This window comes from Vibrio sp. J502 (assembly GCF_025397955.1).
In the GTDB taxonomy this organism is placed as follows: Bacteria; Pseudomonadota; Gammaproteobacteria; order Enterobacterales; family Vibrionaceae; genus Vibrio; species Vibrio anguillarum.
In genome coordinates, this window is record NZ_CP104554.1 from 498,198 (window position 1) to 512,837 (window position 14,640).

A 14,640-nucleotide genomic window follows, 5' to 3' on the forward strand; every position below is an offset into this window, starting at 1 on the left:
TCAGTATATGGATAAAAGAGCGTGATCGAGAGAGACTCTTGGGTGACGACTTTGGGAATTAAATCGCTTCATAGCCCCGTCAAACACATCGTCACTAGCCCCGTCTAGCGTATATTCAAACTGTTCAATTTTCTCATGAATATCACTTTTCGCATCAGGGTACATATCAAGTGTTTCTTTAAGAACATCTATGTATGAAATGAGCTTATAAACAGCTTCAACATCATCTACCGCCTTGGCTGATTGGCACTTGTAACACATATCAAATTCAGCACAAGGTAAGCTTATGCCTACTGCGTAGTTTGTTTCTCGCTGCGTGTTTTTGCCATCACTAATGGCTTGTTGCCCATTACAAGTTAGACCATTGGGGTTGGTTTTAGCATTCCCTGCTGTGCGCTTTTTTTCCCACTCATCGTGTGACAACATCGGAATGCCACGCCTTTTAACCACAATATCTTTTGCTTGCTCTAAGCTCGTTTCATCATCGAGGTTTTCAATGACTTCTATACTCTGAGATAGGATGACTTTATTTAATAATGGATGCCCGTTAAGGTAACTTCTCTCTAACGTTTCCTTCGCGTTTTGGAGTAAGCTTTGAGCGCCTTGAATCCCACCCTCAGCATAGGCTTGGTTACTGGTCATTTCTCGCCAGCGACTCGATTGAAGAGAGAGGTAGTAATGGTTTGGTTCAACAGACCAAGTCCGCATTAGCTCTGCTGAAATAGGGCTGATGCCCTCCCAATCTTTAGGGGTGTCATTTCTATTTTTTGCTAAAAGCAGTCGCTCATATTTCTTGGGCTGCTTGTTTGCTTTTTCATTCGCGTATTGCTCAATCTCTTTGATTACAGCTAAATCAGAAGCGGGGACTTTAAAGAAGGCGCCGATGCCATTCCTATATTTAAAAGAAACGGTAACATTGCCATTGCTGTCTTTTTCGGAGTATGTGAGCGGAAGTAAAATCCCTTTAAGCGGTAAGTCGGTGTAGCAAGATAAAAGACAATAGGCACTATTGGTCGCCCCTTGCCCTGCTTTGGTTTTGCTTGTTGCCTTTAGTTCTTTATGAACAATAGAGCGACCCAGGTGATTAATGACTTTCTTTAACGTGATAGTTTGTTGGTTTCGATGGGCGTAAAACAGCTCTTTGAACCAAGGTAGGCTTTCAGCCCTATATGGAGATAGCAGGTGTAGTTGGTTAACGAGCCTTTTATTTATCTCTTGCAAATTAAAGGTATGATTCACATCAGCGTGATTATTAAGGGTAAAAAGTAACTCAGAGCCATCTTCACTGTTACCGTACAATTTGGACAGTCGCTCTAGTAACTGTATAAACTTTACCCCGCCACGCTTATCCACGTCAAACTGCTCACCCACCAATAGGGCATCGACTGCTTTGTTCGCTCTAGGCTTATGGCTTGAGACCTTTACCACTTGTAGGCTCTTATCTCGCTCTTCTGTATGAACCTTAATTGGGTGGGCAATATCTCGAATGTTACTGTCATTGAGTGAAGTGAAAAAGCACAACAGATGATAGGCAGCACCCATTGTGAGATTAAAGGCTGCGCCAGAATTAACAGCGGTGCCAACTTTACTGCGACTTGTAATTCGCGCTTCCAATGATGTTGGGATTTGAATCACTTCCTCATGTTTACCAAGGGCAAGAATAAAGGGAAGCGTTTCTGGTAAGGGGATGTTGTTTTCTTTGGCAGCAATAAGCTGTGGCGCAACAGTGAAGAATAACGCCTCTAACCGTGTCACAAGAAGCTTTTCTTCCTTATCTGAGTACCCCTTATATGGCGTATTTTCTCCTACAAACCCCCTATGAAGTAAAGCCCAATCAGAAATAGGCAAGCCACACCAATCGAGTGCATTGCGAAGTGCTGTAAGCATGCTCGGTGCTGTCGATTCTTTAATCCCTAACTCATCACCATTATTGTATTCCCATAGGCGTTTTGAAGGGCTAAACATTTTGATACGATGCCTTAACTCGCCATCGTTGCCAGCAAACTTTAGATAACCACTTTCGGTGAATGGGTCAACATTTACCGTATCACAAAAAGCAATATAGGAGCGTAAATTTTCGTAGAATGAACTGATGGTTCTTGCTGAGTTACCATTACTGACATATTGGTTAGCTTTTTCGCAAAAGCGTCTAATAAATACGGTTCGGCTGTCTACTTTTTCACTTTCCTTGTTATTCCTTAAATGCAATAGATGGGAAACATCGATCTGCTTTGGTTGACTTGAGTTCGAATCTTTATAAGGAATCGTCAGATTTAAAGAAATGACATTTTGACTGTTGTGCACACGCTTAATGGTTTTTGAATGTCTTGCGATTTTACTTTTCGCCATTAAGACCAACCTCCGTTTATTTTGCGGTTTTTGGCCTTAGCCATGCTGATTTGGTCGTCCAGCTTATTCATGTACTTAATGTACTTTTCAGTGGTTGACGTGCTTGCATGCCCCATTAATTGAGCTAATTCATCCATCAGGTAGTCATAGCCAACACCGCGTTCTTTTGACTCCTTCCAAAGCCAATGAGTGGCAAAGGTCGAACGCAAATCATGAATACGGTAATACCAAGAAGAGTTCACTTCTCGTATCTGTTTTCGAAGGTTTGAAAAGTACGTTTCTAAAGTATTGACCGAGTAAGGCGTCCCTTTATTTGAAAGAAATAGGTAATCTACGGTATCTAACTTCTCTCCTGACGGAACAAGCTCATTGCGTTTGGTTAGGTTTTTAAGTCGTGCGTGACTTTCTTTGTATATCTCTAGCTCTTCGTACAGCGTAATGGGAATGTCGACGGTGCGTTCCTTACTGCCTTTTGTGCGAGTGATTTTGACTGGTACTGCGTCCAAATCACTGTAGTCAGCCTTTCCTATGTCATTAGCGGGGAAGTGAATGGCTTCGTCAATTCTAAGCCCCGCGTCGGCGCATAGCCGATAGATTAATTCTGTCGACTTTGGGAGAGACGTTACATGCTCATTAAATAAAGCCTTGTGATCAGGGTGCATAGGCTTGAGTTTTTTATGGGCGGGTGTGTTCTCTTTTTTAGGAAACATCCTCATGATATTGGAGGCTTCATAAGTACGTTCAGAGCCGGATTTTGTGTGAGCCAACATATCGTGTTGGTTTAACTCTTGAAGCGCAGTTCCAGTTGTGTAGTGGGTAACAATATTCCGATCGTTATTTTTGATGTGGCCGTATTTTTGCATCCATTTATAGAATCCAATCACGGCACTCATATAACTTCTAGCGGTAGATAAACTAAAAGCTTCATCGCCATTAGCACCTTCAATATTATTGCAGTTTGCAAGCAGAAACTCAGCAAACCGCCAAGGTGCCCCTTCTTCTTCATACTTGGACAACGTTTTATAGGTTAGGTATTCAGGTGGTATTTCATGACCATCTTCATCTACTTGAGAGTAGTGAGTGGAACGTAAGCGCGTCATAAACCCCGCATTCTAATCACCTAGCCCGAATAATAAGATCAAACCTCCAACCCAAAGGAGATTTGAAATGGCCAAACGACGCACTAACCAAGAATGGCGAACCCTGTTCGAACACTATGAATCCAGCCAACTATCACAACGATTATTCTGTGAACGTAACGGACTGAGCCTCTCCACTTTTTACGCTAAGCGCCAACAGTTAAAGCACATCGAAAAACCGAACACGGTTGGCTTTGTTAAAGCAGAAGTCGTTGAAAAGACCACAAAGTATCAAGCCACTCACGTTGTCGTTGCCAATATGGCGCTGCTCGTCAATGATGTTGAACTGAGCATCCCACAAGGCACGCCAGCGACCTATCTCGCAGAGCTTATCGGTGCGCTGTCATGAAACGTATGCTCAGTGCTCCCGAAATCTATCTCTATCGCGAAAGCGTCGATTTTAGAAAGTCCATCAACGGCCTCGCTGCGATTATCGAAAATGACACCGACTTGCCCTTGGGCAGCGGCGCACTGTTCCTGTTCACCAACAAACAGCGCGACAAAATCAAAGTGCTGTACTGGGATAAAACAGGCTTTGCTCTTTGGTACAAGCGCCTTGAAAAAGCCAAGTACAAGTGGCCATCAAAAGAGCAAAATGAGGTGTTTACCCTAACTCAATTCGAGCTTGACAGACTGCTTTCTGGCTTCACGATTATCGGCCATAAACCCGTTAGAATAAACGATTTTACAATGACTTAAGCGATAATATAGCCATATCCACCAAGCATTAACGGCATGATTTTAGTATAATCAATGCCATGAAAAAGACGCCAAATATCAACTCAGAAAGCCAAGATGTTGCCGAGCTACAAGCGATGGTGAAAGCGCTGTTGGCGTCAGAAACCCAATTGAAACAAGAGCGTCAATCGCTGCTTGAACAGCTCAAACTTGCCTTCGACCGTCAGTTCGCTAAACGCTCGGAGGCGTTAAAGCCTTACGATGAATCTCAAGGTGATCTCTTCAACGAAGCGGAGTGTGAGGCCGCTAAGGAAGAAGAGGTTGAAGTTGTCACAACGACCATCACAAAGAAGAAACGTGGTAAACGCAAACCACTGCCAAAGACCTTGCCTCGTGAAGTTATCGAACTCGATTTAAACGACGATGAAAAGCAGTGCACTTGCTGTCAACATAACCTGCATAAAATCGGTGAAGACCGTAGCGAGAAACTTGAGTTCACGCCAGCGGTACTAAAAGTGTTGGAATATGTTCGTCCTAAATATGCTTGCCGCCAATGCGAGCAAACAGAAGACAAAAACCACGTCGTTCAAAAGCCAGCGCCGCAAAGCATTATCCCGAAGAGCTTCGCCACAGAAAGCTTGTTGGCCAATATCATCCTCGGCAAATATCAATACGCGATGCCACTTTACCGCCAAGAATCCCTGTTTACCCAGTCGGGTATCGAACTCTCACGAACCACCATGGCAAGGTGGATTATCCAAGTCAGTGAGAAGTTCGCTCCACTTTACGCGGCCTTAAAAACGCACCTACTTGAGCAAGTGGTGATTCAGGCGGATGAAACGCCGCTCAATGTCCTCAAAGAAGATAAACAGTGTTATATGTGGCTTTACTGCTCGGGCGCAGACTCGCCTGAAGCCGCCCTCCCTAATGTGAGAAATATCGTCTTGTACGACTATCAAAACAGTCGAGCTAGGGCGTGCCCTGTTGCCTTCTTGGGGGATTACAGTGGTTATCTACAAACCGATGGCTATGGTGTTTATGATGGGCTTCATCTCGTCACCAATGTCGGTTGCTTGGCGCATGCTCGGCGCAAGTTCATGGAGGCGAAAAAGCTGCAAGGCAAAGGCAAGTCAGGCAAAGCGGATAGTGCATTGGCTAAAATCCAGAAACTCTATGGAATAGAATCACGCTTAAAAGGTGCCTGTGCCGAAAAACGGAAAGCAGAGCGCCAAGAGCATGCTAAGCCGATACTGGATGAGCTTTATGAATGGATGACAACTCAGAAAGTGCTTGAGTCTAGCCCGCTGGGTAAAGCGATAAAATACACGCTCGGTCAGTGGCCGAAGCTGAGCCGCTATATCGATGACGGTCACTTATCGATAGACAATAATCGTGCTGAACGCGCAATAAAACCGCTGGTTATAGGCAGAAAGAACTGGCTCTTCTCGACCAATCCCAATGGAGCTGAAGCGAGCGCGATGCTTTACAGTATCGTCGAGACAGCGAAAGCCAACGGCCTTATCCTTTACGACTACATGGTTAAGTGCATGAAAGAGCTAGCGAAATCTGAGCCTGATATCGATGCACTCCTGCCTTGGAACTTCCAACACTAACAATATCGCCCCGTGGGATCATGGGGCGGATACAGTGGAACCTAGATAACGAGTGAAAGCTAGCAAGCCTTTCGCGATGGAGCCAGTGTCTTTGACGGCCTCTTCACCACGCAATTTAGACACTAGGTATAACGATTGTGGATAAACAATAGTCCCATCAGGAGCAATGATGATATCGGTTTTCTTTAGGCGTGATTCCAGATTGGAAGGGGAAAGGTAGGGAGAATGTGTCTCCTCTCCAGATTCAGTATTGGTACTCTCTGAAATTTTCAGCTTGGCTAATGTATCGACTTCGACGGAAAACAGTCGGTAGTCATCATAAACATCGGAACATTTTTCTTCATGCGTTTCTATCACAAAACAATCCTCGATATGTTACCCACATATCAAAGATAGATTTGTCATAAAGAAACATCAAGGTTATTTGTCATGAAAAATTTCTAAGGGTAAACTTCTTCTCACCCCATACGCCAAACTGCTCAGCAACCACGTGGTCTTCATCGGATAATAAAGTAAAGTTTAAGTGATCACGTTCAATGAACTTTCCTAAACGCTTAACGGGATCGGTGCTGACTCCGAGTACCACTACGTTGTGAGCATCGAGTTCCGCTTTTACATCTCGAAGGCCTTGAGCCTGAACAGTACAACCTGGTGTCATGGCTTTAGGGTAAAAGTAGAACAACACCTTTTTCCCTGAGAAATCAGCAAGGGAAACGGTATTTCCATCTTGATCTAAAAGTGAAAAAGCAGGTGCTGGCGTGCCTGCAGTAAGCGTTTTCATTATTCTTCCTTTTTTATTGACTGTTTTTTATAAAGTTGAGCGAACCTTGTACATCCAGTGTCTTGCATAAACTGTCAAATTCTTCTTGTAGTTGCATTAAGTTACACCCTGAATCGACACTGGCGGTAATGGCAATATGAAATTGGTTGTGATCAAGATGTAACTTCGATTTATGAATCGTCTGCGCACTCAGTGAAGCCATACCAATATTACGATTGGCAAAAAATTGAGTGAATTTCTCTGTTAGGCCAATTTTGTCTTCAGACTCAACAAACACTTCAACCGTATAGGCATTATCTTGATAATCATGAGGTGATGTACGTTTCATGATAGTGATGAGATCATGTTGTTGGCCTAATAGAGGTAAGGTTGTCTCTACTCGGGTGATGTGGTTTGTATTGCCAGAGACCAGCATGATGAGCGTGAACTCTTTGCCAAACAACGCAATTCGGCTATCGATGATATTGCAGCCTGATTGCGTAACTAAACGTACCACTTCATTACAGATACCAGGGCGGTCTGTCCCTACAGCAGTGATCACTAGATGCTGAGTCATAATATCGCTTCACTTTTATCGTTTTGGGCATGTTATCACAGTTAAATTATAGAGGAACGGTGGTGGAATAGCTTTTTAAGAACTCCGTCTTGAAAATAACGTGTTGTTGACATCGACATATTCAGATCCGCTATAAAGTTTGCCCTTAATTGATGTTGTTTGTTAAACCTCTAACATCTGATAAATATTCATCCAAATGGGCTGATTAAGCGAATTTAATCCCTTGTGTTTTTCAATCGCCTTACAGTACCATGCAGAAAGTAACAAATTAGGGAGATGGACATGTTTTCAGGAAGTATCGTAGCGCTCATTACACCGTTTAATCATGATGGTGAGGTTGATTTTGTTAGTTTGAAGAAGCTGGTGGACTTTCACGTGACAGCCGGAACTGACGCCATTGTTGCCGTCGGAACAACGGGTGAATCTGCCACGCTAACCGTTGAAGAGCATGTCAAAGTTGTCGCAAAAACCGTCGAGTTTGCCGAAGGACGTATTCCTGTGATTGCGGGAACGGGTGCGAATGCTACTCATGAGGCGGTAACGTTTAGCCGTTTATTAAATAATACAGGTATTGCTGGCTGTTTAAGTGTGACTCCTTATTACAATAAACCAACCCAAGAAGGTTTATTTCAACACTACAAAGCAATTTCTCAAGAGACTGATATTCCACAGATTCTCTATAATGTACCTGGCCGTACCGCGGTGGATTTACGCCCTGAAACGGTTGCCCGCCTTGCTGAAATTAAAACGATTGTCGCCTTAAAAGATGCAACGGGTGATTTGAGCCGAGTGGCTCTGCATCGTGAACTTTGTGGAAAAGACTTTATCTTATTAAGTGGTGATGACGCGACAGGTTTAGAGTTCGTTAAATTGGGTGGACAAGGCGTGATTTCGGTGACGAATAATATTGCCGCTAAAGATATGGCGCAGATGATGCACTTAGCATTACAAGGCCGATTCGACGAGGCTGAGCTTATTAATCAACGTTTAATGCCTTTGCATAAAGGTCTGTTTGTTGAGTCGAGCCCGATCCCAGTGAAATGGGCTGCTCACAAAATGGGATTGATTACAAATGGTGATCTACGTCTACCTTTGACTGAACTGTCTGAACCAGCACGACCAGCTGTTGCCCAAGCCATGACCGAAGCTTGTATCTTCTAAATCGATTCAATATTGTGCCGAGGTTTTTTCCTCGGCAGTCTAGGAGTTTTAATGAAATTTACTCATCAGCTAGTTATTAGTTCACTAGCTGTTTTTGTTTTAAGCGCATGTGCTGGTAACCCTTCTCAGCGTCGCCAAGCAAAAGATGATTTTGCTTATTTAGAAACCCCTGCTTTAAAAGAGTGGCAACTTCCAGAAGGAGCCACCCCGCAGTTTTATCTTAACTACCAAATACCAGAAGGTGAATTCCAAGGTGGTATTGGCCGCAGTGTGGACATTCGTCCTCCTCAACAAGTCTTAGAATTGATCCCTGGTGCGCGTGCAGAGCGTCAAAATGGCGAAGTGACATTATGGATGATCAAGCAAGATGAAGCCGATAAGGTGTGGCAAACTGCGTTAGCCATGCTTAAAGAGCGAGATATTGGTATCGCTGCACAAAGTGAAAACCAGATTGATACTGATTGGGTGACTTGGGTTTCCGAAGATGAAGAAGTTGAGATTGGTAGCCGCTACCAAATCTCACGGGTAATGGCGAATAATCGTTTTGGCTTTAAGATTTCATTGACTGGTTGGCGTGAAGGTGGCAAAGAGATGTCAGTGAGTGCCACCAATAAAGAGCGTTATAATGCGTTCATGACCAATTTGGTCACGGCTCGTTACGATACCGATCTACGTCAAGAAGCAGCACGTAAAGCTCAACAGTTGGTTAAACAGATCCCCATTACGATGGGCAGTGACCGTAGTGGTTTCCCTGTAATTATTGCTCGTACCTCTTACGATGTTCTGTGGCAACGTTTGCCTAATCTTATGCCGCAGATCGGTTTTGCGCTCGAAGAGCGCAACCAATCTCAAGGTACAATAAAAGCGAAATACTCCGCGCCAGATGACGCTTTTTGGCAAGACATTGGCGTGAAACCTATCTCGCTGAAAAGTGGAACTTACACCTTCTTATTAGGTGATCTAGGCAACCGTACCTCGATCAACGTGACCAATTCAGCTGGCAAACCGGTGGAAGAAGAGCTATTGAAAGATATGGTGCCTGTACTGTCGGCGATTGCCGAGCGTCAGTAATTGTGATGACGAATCCATGAAAAATAAAGGGACGAAAGTCCCTTTATTTTTGCTCTGAATCTGAGTCTTCGTGCTTATCAAGTTCGTTGAGTTTATCCAGATCACTCTTTTTCCCTTTCAAGCCAAATTTCATGTTAGCCGTGTATTTCAGCGCGGCAATATTACCGATAAACACCGCTAAGATTACAATAGTGATAACCCAAGGGTTGGTAATGAATTCCATATCAGGACTCCGGTTGGCTGATGTTAACAATGTACTGAGTGTAGATCCGATCTAAGTTCTCTTGTACCGTCGACACACCTAGGAGCGGCATGTTTTCAAGCTGTGTCGCCAATATGCTTGGCGTCAACAGGTTAAGACAGTCTTTAGCCGCTGTTTTGTGGCTAATATGCCAAGGTTCAAACGCAACACCGCCTTTCTTTCCTTGGTAGGGGAAGAAAAAACCAAACTTAGGTAAATGCTCTTTCATCCATTGATAAAAAGGAGCTTGGTGGCCTGAGAGATATTCCCACGGTTCAAGCTTGAGTGTGACACCTGTCGGTAATGCTTTGCGATCAAAAACATCAAAGTCACACCCCCAATGGTGGCGGCTGCTACCGGGCAGCGCTGACCAGCGCAAAATCGTGAATATCTTTTGTTCTTCGCTTAACTGAGCAGGGTTTACCGGTTGACTGTTATTATCAAGTAATTCGGCTTGCCCTGACATTTTCCGATTCCAGATGTTCAACTGGCGTTCAAAATCACGAAACCCACTGGCGATATGGAAATCAAAACCAGCGTCGTCAGCCGCTTGCTTTAGAGCGAGCAAATCTTGGATCACCCCGGGGTGAACCAAGAAAGATTTCTGCCCAATCAGCACTGATGTTAAATGGGAGTCGGTTTGTCCGGTCAACTGCTCTGGAGTCATGGGTTACACCAATAAATTCTCTAGGGTTTTTTGGTACATATCCGTCAGTTTCTCTAAATCGGCAATCTTAACGCACTCGTTAACTTTATGAATTGTCGCGTTAACAGGACCAAGTTCGACCACTTGTGCGCCCATCTGGGCAATAAAGCGTCCATCAGATGTGCCCCCTGTCGTCAATAGCTCTGGGGATTTGTGGTTCACCTCATCGACGGCTTTAACGACGGCAGTCAGTAATGAGCCCGTATCGGTCAAGAAAGGTTGGCCGCTTAATGTCCAGCGTAATTCATAATCCAATCCATGGGCATCTAAGATAGAATGCACGCGGCGCTTGATCTCTTCATCGGTTAACTCGGTACTGAAACGGAAGTTAAACTGCACGTCAAACTCACCGGGGATGACGTTTGATGCTCCCGTGCCAGCTTGCAAGTTTGGAATTTGGAAGCTGGTCGGTGGGAAATAAGCGTTCCCTTCATCCCATTTTATTGCCGCAAGTTCGGCTAACGCAGGCAAGGCTTGGTGAATCGGGTTATTAGCAAGGTGAGGATAAGCAACGTGTCCTTGAATCCCTTTTATCTGTAGATCGCCTGTAATTGAGCCACGACGGCCATTTTTTATCACATCGCCCACATTTAATGTACTCGATGGCTCACCGACGATACACATATCAATTGGCTCATTACGCGCCATTAACGTATCGACTACGCGAGTGGTGCCATTGATGAATGGCCCTTCTTCATCTGAAGTGATCAAAAAGGCAATCGAACCTTGATGGTTAGGGTGCTGTTCAATAAAGCGCTCGACAGCGACAACCATGCAAGCAAGCGAGCCTTTCATATCTGCCGCCCCGCGCCCATGTAAATAACCATCAATTACAGTAGGTTCAAACGGCGCTGTATGCCACTGCGCCAAAGGACCCGCGGGAACCACATCCGTATGGCCAGCAAAGGCAAAAAGAGGCGATTGAGTGCCGCGGCGAGCCCAAAAATTAGTGGTATCTTCAAAGACCATTGTTTCCACTTCAAACCCTAGCGCTTGTAAGCGTTTAATCATCAGGTCCTGGCAACCTGCATCCTCAGGAGTTACTGATTGGCGACTAATGAGATCTTTTGCGAGCGCCAGTACAGGGCTGTCTGTCATCCTTGAAATCCTTGTATTAAGAGAAAATAGCAACGTATTGCTGAGCATTAAAACCGAGATGGTAATGGGTATCGACCAATAAAATAGGTCGTTTGATCATAGCAGGCTGTTCAACCAGCAAGGTCACAACACTGTGAGCATCTAACGACTCTTTTTGTGAGGGCGTGAGCTGACGAAAGGTTGTACCGCGTTTATTGAGTACATTTTCCCAACCAAGCGCTTGGCAAAATTGAGCCACGAGCTCGGCATCAATACCTTGTTTGCGGTAGTCATGAAATTGGTAATCCACCCCCGCAGCTTCCAACCATTTCCGTGCTTTTTTAATGGTGTCGCAGTTGGGAATGCCATACATGGTGATCGTCATAAAAATCCTTGTTGAGGCGTATTATTTTTTTAATGGTCAAATCCTATCAGGAAGCGCTGTGGCTTACAAAATAGAGATGCTTTTATTTCGTTGTTTAAAAAAATGTGTTTCAGTTGCTTACGATTGGAAAGTTATTGATCGAACGCAACACTCTAAATGTGAAAACAGAAATAATGAAGCGGCACAGTAATAGGAGGTGTCAATGGAACTGAGTCCTGTTTTTGCAAGGCGACTGTATTTAGCTTTGTTAGTAGAAAGCCTTGAAAGACCAAACGTGCCCAAACTCATCGAAAAAACGGGGTGGCCTCGCCGTACGATTCAGGATGTCCTGAAAGCACTGCCAGGAATAGGGATTGAACTGATGTTTGTTCAAGATGGAAGGCGTCACAATGATGGTTACTATCAACTCTCTGATTGGGGGCCATTTGATAGTCAATGGGTATTAGATCGTCGCTGTGATATTGCGACTAGCCTTGGATTTAGTGCATAAGCCAGCATTTGCTGGCTTTTTTTATGGTGTTTTCATATCCACATTGGGTAAGCAACGATAAACAGTACCGAAAATCGTGACAGAGGTTTTGAAATAATTGGAGTAGTCGAGCGTTACTGTATCGCCTCCCAGTTGATGAGCGTGAGTTTTTAGCTCGTTTACCGCCCTTCGAATCAATCTGTCATTGGGAATGAGCCAAGAGCTGAACCAGTAACCTTCACTGCCTGTCACATCCCCTAACCAGTCACACTGACCAGCATCAAATCCGGCATCAGTACGGATCTGGATGCGATCTGCATCGTTTGGGAGTGGGTTGTGTGATGAGCTACAGCCTATCATTAGCGCTGTCAGCAATAATATAGAGAGTCTTTTCATAAGTTTAACCTTTCAGAACTAGATAAGAGATAAAACCAAGCCAGCTCACGATCAGCAGTGCCCAAGGTAACCATGAGGTCGATACCAAGCTGGATGCAGTTTCAATATGTGCGGGTTCTTCTTCCGTATTTTGTGCGGTTTTCTTTAGCTGCAATGCTCTTTTTTTAGCTTTATCTGCTTGTCGGTTTTTCTCTTTTTGCTGCTTTTTATACAAGGCTATGCTTTTCTCAATACCTTGGGCGATCAGCTTGGTTTGCTCTTTAGTTTGTCCCTGCTTCTGAGTGGCTAAGGCGACTTTCATGGCTTGTTGCTGAGTTTGTTCTGAGGGAATAATCGTTTTATTCATAACGTTTACAAGCGGCTATAGACAGGCGCTCACCCTATCACGTATCGTCATCCTTCACTATTGAGATTGATCACTATGCGTGATGTTCAAGTTAGAAACTGGTCAAGAGCAAAAGATCTGGCTAGCTATTTGAAATCGATTCGCTAAAGTAAAAACGTTTTTTTAAAAGAGCGAAGGTATTGATGCGTTATGCGTTAGAGCGATACGACCAGCATGGTTTTCTTAAAGCCCCTAAACTTATCTGGCTTGGTTGGTTATTTTTGGCAAAAGCTTGGATTGTTTTCGTGGTGGCAGGAGCAAGCCGAGATAATGGCACGACGATTTTAACCATTGTTTACCCAGACCATTCGATGCTTTATTTGGGGTTGATTATGGGGTTGCCAAGTATCATTCTGATGTGGCTTATCAGCTTACGTGCTCCTGAACGATCGTGGCTAAACCGCATCGTCAGTATGGGAAAACCGCTGACGTTACTTATGGTTATCTTGCAATTTATACAAACGCTTTATCATATCTATTTAGAGCACGGCGTTTTTAATTGGGCCAATGCAAGCACACTGTTGGTGCTGTTATGGTTTGGTCTATATCTACTGAAGAGTAAAAGTGTGCGTGATTGTTTTTCTATCCCGATCATAGACAAGGCGTGATCCCAATCAAGGTCGCCCCCAAAAACTGAATTACACTGAGCAAAATAAGTAAGTGAGGATATTTTATGACACAACCTCAAACCGCGATTCTGCCTGAAGCAGGTCCGTTTGCACTATTTAGCCTTTTAAAAGTAAAGCAAAATCCGGCGCATGTTTTAGCGCAATTGAAAGCATTGCCCGCTTTAGTCAATGAGATAAATCAACATCAACCCGGCGCTGAATTAACCGTGTCGGTCGCATTTACTCGCACCTTTTGGCAGCGTTTAAACCAAAGCATACCACAAGAGCTGATTGATTTTCCTGAGCTTGGTAAAGGCGAAACCATAGCACCAAGTACCGAGGTGGATGTGTTGATTCACTGCCATTCTCATCGTCATGACTTGCTGTTTTATGTGTTGCGTAAATGGATGGAATCTGTGGCTGAGTTGGTTGAAATGGTGGATGAAACCTACTCATTTCGTTACTTAGATGCGCGAGATATGACGGACTTTATCGATGGCACTGAAAACCCTAAAGCCGAAAAACGTCAAGAAGTTGCACTGATTGCTGATGGTGAATTTGCTGGCGGCAGCTATGTGATGTTGCAGCGTTTTGTGCATAACCTTCCAGCTTGGAATCGCTTAAATGTGGCGGCGCAAGAAAAAGTTATTGGGCGCACTAAGCCTGATTCGATTGAGCTTGATAATGTACCTGCAGCGTCTCACGTTGGCCGTGTCGATATAAAAGAAGAGGGGAAAGGGCTGAAAATTGTTCGTCATAGCTTACCTTACGGTACGGTGAGTGGTGAGCACGGTTTACTATTCATTGCTTATTGCCATACGCTGCATAACTTTAAAGTGATGTTGGAAAGTATGTATGGTGTGGCGGATGGTAAAACAGACCAACTGCTGCGCTTTACCAAAGCCGTAACGGGTGCGTACTTTTTTGCCCCTTCAGCTGAGATGCTGCAACATCTTGAACTAAAGTAAGTTTCAATACTGACCTACTATCGGACCGAGCCTTGTGCTCGGTTTTTCTTTTTTAAG

16 protein-coding genes and 3 pseudogenes are annotated in these 14,640 nt (G+C 44.2%); 8 read left to right on the forward strand and 11 right to left on the reverse strand.

What is annotated here, in order from left to right; translation table 11 throughout:
* Both N5E84_RS02485 and N5E84_RS02490 read right to left on the reverse strand, forming a co-directional pair.
* Positions 1–2,349 carry a hypothetical protein gene (locus N5E84_RS02485; RefSeq protein WP_019282241.1) on the reverse strand — a complete coding sequence of 783 codons (2,349 nt, stop codon included), beginning with the start codon at positions 2,347–2,349 and terminating at the stop codon, positions 1–3.
* Positions 2,349–3,452, reverse strand: a pseudogene (locus N5E84_RS02490) (tyrosine-type recombinase/integrase); the annotation flags it as partial. The pseudogene N5E84_RS02490 and the gene N5E84_RS02485, both read right to left, overlap by 1 nt.
* Before the next feature lie 64 nt (positions 3,453–3,516).
* Between N5E84_RS02490 and tnpA the strand changes: the two are divergent.
* Genes tnpA through N5E84_RS02505 form a run of 3 tightly spaced genes read left to right on the forward strand, consistent with a single transcriptional unit; the run spans position 3,517 to position 5,779 of the window.
* On the forward strand, positions 3,517–3,837 hold the full coding sequence (gene tnpA, locus N5E84_RS02495; RefSeq protein WP_095661309.1) for an IS66 family insertion sequence element accessory protein TnpA: 321 nt from the start codon (positions 3,517–3,519) through the stop codon (positions 3,835–3,837).
* Complete coding sequence (gene tnpB / locus N5E84_RS02500) at positions 3,834–4,187, forward strand: IS66 family insertion sequence element accessory protein TnpB (RefSeq protein WP_019283195.1); 354 nt, start codon at positions 3,834–3,836, stop codon at positions 4,185–4,187. Before tnpA ends, tnpB begins: the two co-directional genes overlap by 4 nt.
* Positions 4,188–4,246: 59 nt before the next feature.
* Positions 4,247–5,779 carry an IS66-like element ISVa11 family transposase gene (locus N5E84_RS02505; protein WP_069211897.1) on the forward strand — a complete coding sequence of 511 codons (1,533 nt, stop codon included), beginning with the start codon at positions 4,247–4,249 and terminating at the stop codon, positions 5,777–5,779.
* 33 nt (positions 5,780–5,812) lie between these two features.
* On the opposite strand, the pseudogene N5E84_RS02510 reads toward N5E84_RS02505, so the two are convergent.
* The 3 genes and pseudogenes from N5E84_RS02510 to N5E84_RS02520 all read right to left on the reverse strand — a co-directional run.
* A pseudogene (locus N5E84_RS02510) lies at positions 5,813–6,136 on the reverse strand (site-specific integrase); the annotation flags it as partial.
* A 91-nt stretch (positions 6,137–6,227) separates the two neighbouring features.
* Positions 6,228–6,560: pseudogene (gene bcp, locus N5E84_RS02515) on the reverse strand (thioredoxin-dependent thiol peroxidase); the annotation flags it as partial.
* A gap of 13 nt (positions 6,561–6,573) precedes the next feature.
* Positions 6,574–7,116: a glycine cleavage system protein R gene (locus N5E84_RS02520; RefSeq protein WP_019281609.1), complete on the reverse strand. Its 543-nt coding sequence runs from the start codon at positions 7,114–7,116 to the stop codon at positions 6,574–6,576.
* Between the two features lie 282 nt (positions 7,117–7,398).
* Between N5E84_RS02520 and dapA the strand changes: the two genes are divergently transcribed.
* Entirely contained in the window at positions 7,399–8,277 is an 879-nt protein-coding gene (dapA, locus tag N5E84_RS02525) for a 4-hydroxy-tetrahydrodipicolinate synthase (RefSeq protein WP_029388100.1), read from the forward strand.
* 51 nt (positions 8,278–8,328) lie between these two features.
* Complete coding sequence (gene bamC, locus N5E84_RS02530) at positions 8,329–9,348, forward strand: outer membrane protein assembly factor BamC (protein ID WP_019281607.1); 1,020 nt, start codon at positions 8,329–8,331, stop codon at positions 9,346–9,348.
* A gap of 43 nt (positions 9,349–9,391) precedes the next feature.
* Here bamC and N5E84_RS02535 read toward each other — a convergent pair whose 3' ends face one another.
* Genes N5E84_RS02535 through N5E84_RS02550 form a run of 4 tightly spaced genes read right to left on the reverse strand, consistent with a single transcriptional unit; the run spans position 9,392 to position 11,757 of the window.
* Positions 9,392–9,571 carry a DUF2897 family protein gene (locus N5E84_RS02535; RefSeq protein ID WP_170906945.1) on the reverse strand — a complete coding sequence of 60 codons (180 nt, stop codon included), beginning with the start codon at positions 9,569–9,571 and terminating at the stop codon, positions 9,392–9,394.
* Position 9,572: 1 nt separating this feature from the next.
* Positions 9,573–10,256, reverse strand: coding sequence for a M15 family metallopeptidase (locus N5E84_RS02540; protein ID WP_019281605.1), 684 nt, complete (start codon positions 10,254–10,256; stop codon positions 9,573–9,575).
* Between the two features lie 3 nt (positions 10,257–10,259).
* Entirely contained in the window at positions 10,260–11,393 is a 1,134-nt protein-coding gene (gene dapE, locus N5E84_RS02545) for a succinyl-diaminopimelate desuccinylase (RefSeq protein WP_017045749.1), read from the reverse strand.
* A gap of 16 nt (positions 11,394–11,409) precedes the next feature.
* Positions 11,410–11,757 (reverse strand): ArsC family reductase, encoded by a 348-nt coding sequence (locus tag N5E84_RS02550; protein WP_019281604.1) that lies wholly within the window; start codon positions 11,755–11,757, stop codon positions 11,410–11,412.
* A 202-nt stretch (positions 11,758–11,959) separates the two neighbouring features.
* On the opposite strand from N5E84_RS02550, the gene N5E84_RS02555 reads away from it, so the two are divergent.
* Positions 11,960–12,247: a helix-turn-helix domain-containing protein gene (locus N5E84_RS02555; RefSeq protein WP_010318729.1), complete on the forward strand. Its 288-nt coding sequence runs from the start codon at positions 11,960–11,962 to the stop codon at positions 12,245–12,247.
* 21 nt (positions 12,248–12,268) lie between these two features.
* Here the strand turns inward: N5E84_RS02555 and N5E84_RS02560 are convergent, their stop codons facing one another.
* Together N5E84_RS02560 and N5E84_RS02565 are read right to left on the reverse strand one after the other, a co-directional pair.
* Entirely contained in the window at positions 12,269–12,622 is a 354-nt protein-coding gene (locus tag N5E84_RS02560) for a DUF4156 domain-containing protein (protein WP_019281603.1), read from the reverse strand.
* A gap of 4 nt (positions 12,623–12,626) precedes the next feature.
* Positions 12,627–12,968 carry a DUF2956 domain-containing protein gene (locus N5E84_RS02565; RefSeq protein ID WP_069212108.1) on the reverse strand — a complete coding sequence of 114 codons (342 nt, stop codon included), beginning with the start codon at positions 12,966–12,968 and terminating at the stop codon, positions 12,627–12,629.
* Between the two features lie 179 nt (positions 12,969–13,147).
* Between N5E84_RS02565 and N5E84_RS02570 the strand changes: the two genes are divergently transcribed.
* Together N5E84_RS02570 and N5E84_RS02575 are read left to right on the forward strand one after the other, a co-directional pair.
* Positions 13,148–13,615 (forward strand): DUF2919 domain-containing protein, encoded by a 468-nt coding sequence (locus N5E84_RS02570; protein ID WP_019281602.1) that lies wholly within the window; start codon positions 13,148–13,150, stop codon positions 13,613–13,615.
* A gap of 65 nt (positions 13,616–13,680) precedes the next feature.
* Entirely contained in the window at positions 13,681–14,583 is a 903-nt protein-coding gene (locus tag N5E84_RS02575) for a Dyp-type peroxidase (RefSeq protein ID WP_019281601.1), read from the forward strand.
* The last annotated feature ends 57 nt before the right edge of the window (positions 14,584–14,640 follow it).

Bases quoted from the DNA above. Each gene is read 5' to 3' on its own strand.
- N5E84_RS02505 (WP_069211897.1), top strand. From the start codon at position 4,247: ATGAAAAAGACGCCAAATATCAACTCAGAAAGCCAAGATGTTGCCGAG.
- N5E84_RS02520 (WP_019281609.1), bottom strand. From the start codon at position 7,116: ATGACTCAGCATCTAGTGATCACTGCTGTAGGGACAGACCGCCCTGGT.
- bamC (WP_019281607.1), top strand. From the start codon at position 8,329: ATGAAATTTACTCATCAGCTAGTTATTAGTTCACTAGCTGTTTTTGTT.
- tnpB (WP_019283195.1), top strand. From the start codon at position 3,834: ATGAAACGTATGCTCAGTGCTCCCGAAATCTATCTCTATCGCGAAAGC.
- N5E84_RS02555 (WP_010318729.1), top strand. From the start codon at position 11,960: ATGGAACTGAGTCCTGTTTTTGCAAGGCGACTGTATTTAGCTTTGTTA.
- N5E84_RS02550 (WP_019281604.1), bottom strand. From the start codon at position 11,757: ATGACGATCACCATGTATGGCATTCCCAACTGCGACACCATTAAAAAA.
- N5E84_RS02565 (WP_069212108.1), bottom strand. From the start codon at position 12,968: ATGAATAAAACGATTATTCCCTCAGAACAAACTCAGCAACAAGCCATG.
- N5E84_RS02540 (WP_019281605.1), bottom strand. From the start codon at position 10,256: ATGACTCCAGAGCAGTTGACCGGACAAACCGACTCCCATTTAACATCA.
- N5E84_RS02560 (WP_019281603.1), bottom strand. From the start codon at position 12,622: ATGAAAAGACTCTCTATATTATTGCTGACAGCGCTAATGATAGGCTGT.
- tnpA (WP_095661309.1), top strand. From the start codon at position 3,517: ATGGCCAAACGACGCACTAACCAAGAATGGCGAACCCTGTTCGAACAC.
- N5E84_RS02535 (WP_170906945.1), bottom strand. From the start codon at position 9,571: ATGGAATTCATTACCAACCCTTGGGTTATCACTATTGTAATCTTAGCG.
- dapA (WP_029388100.1), top strand. From the start codon at position 7,399: ATGTTTTCAGGAAGTATCGTAGCGCTCATTACACCGTTTAATCATGAT.
- N5E84_RS02485 (WP_019282241.1), bottom strand. From the start codon at position 2,349: ATGGCGAAAAGTAAAATCGCAAGACATTCAAAAACCATTAAGCGTGTG.
- dapE (WP_017045749.1), bottom strand. From the start codon at position 11,393: ATGACAGACAGCCCTGTACTGGCGCTCGCAAAAGATCTCATTAGTCGC.
- N5E84_RS02575 (WP_019281601.1), top strand. From the start codon at position 13,681: ATGACACAACCTCAAACCGCGATTCTGCCTGAAGCAGGTCCGTTTGCA.